General features: G+C 68.6%; 1 protein-coding gene and 1 pseudogene. One reads left to right on the top strand and one right to left on the bottom strand.

Annotated elements, in window-relative coordinates; genetic code table 11:
* The coding region (locus tag J0695_RS39565; protein ID WP_206969682.1) for a GTPase at positions 1-128 on the bottom strand (128 nt) is incomplete at its 3' end.
* A 190-nt stretch (positions 129-318) separates the two neighbouring features.
* Here J0695_RS39565 and J0695_RS44725 point away from each other — a divergent pair.
* Positions 319-878, top strand: a pseudogene (locus J0695_RS44725) (ammonium transporter); the annotation flags it as partial.

Here is an 878-nt window from a genome sequence, read left to right as displayed (position 1 = left end):
TGGCCGACCAGAGCGTTGGTGAGGGTGGACTTGCCCGCGTTGGGGCGACCGACGAAGCAGGCGAAGCCGGCCCGGTGGGTCACTTCGGCGGCTTCGGACGCGGGGGTGTGAACGCTCATGCGGTCCATTCTCCCCGATCGGGCGGGGCGCGCCGACCACGCGGCACGGGGTGAGCTCCTGGTAACCCTCCCGCAACACGAAATCCGTACGAAACACGCGTGCATCGGATGCGAAACGCGGAGGAGCGAGCCTCTACCGGACCCCGACCCGGAGAGGTGCCCCTCCGTGACCCGTATCGATACCGGCGACACCGCGTGGATGCTCGCCGCCACCGCACTCGTACTGCTGATGACGCCCGGCCTCGCGCTCTTCTACGGCGGCATGGTCCGCACCAAGAGCGTCCTGAACATGCTGATGATGAGNNCCACCTGGGGATGGCAGGGATCGGCGTCGGCAGCGTGCACGGCACCGTCCCGACGTTCCTCTTCGCCACTTTCCAGCTGACCTTCGCGATCGTCACCGCCGCACTGATCAGCGGGGCCGTCGCGGACCGGGCGAAATTCGGGGCGTGGCTGATCTTCGTGCCCGTGTGGGCGCTGCTCGTATACGTTCCCGTCGCTCACTGGGTGTGGGGTCCCGGGGGCTGGATCGTGGAGAACCTGAAGGCGCTGGACTTCGCGGGCGGGCTGCCGGTGGAGATCACCTCGGGCGCGTCGGGTCTGGCGCTCTGCCTGGTCCTCGGGCCGCGGCTCGGCTTCAAGAAGGACGCGATGAGGCCGCACAACATCCCGATGGTGGTGATGGGGGCCGGGCTGCTCTGGTTCGGCTGGTTCGGTTTCAACGCGGGATCCGCGCTCGGCGCCAACGGTCTGGCCGCC

Source organism: Streptomyces beijiangensis, from assembly GCF_017315755.1.
GTDB lineage: Bacteria > Actinomycetota > Actinomycetes > Streptomycetales > Streptomycetaceae > Streptomyces > Streptomyces beijiangensis.
The sequence above is the reverse complement of the archived record's forward strand: the minus strand, read 5'-3'. Positions and strand labels throughout refer to the sequence as shown.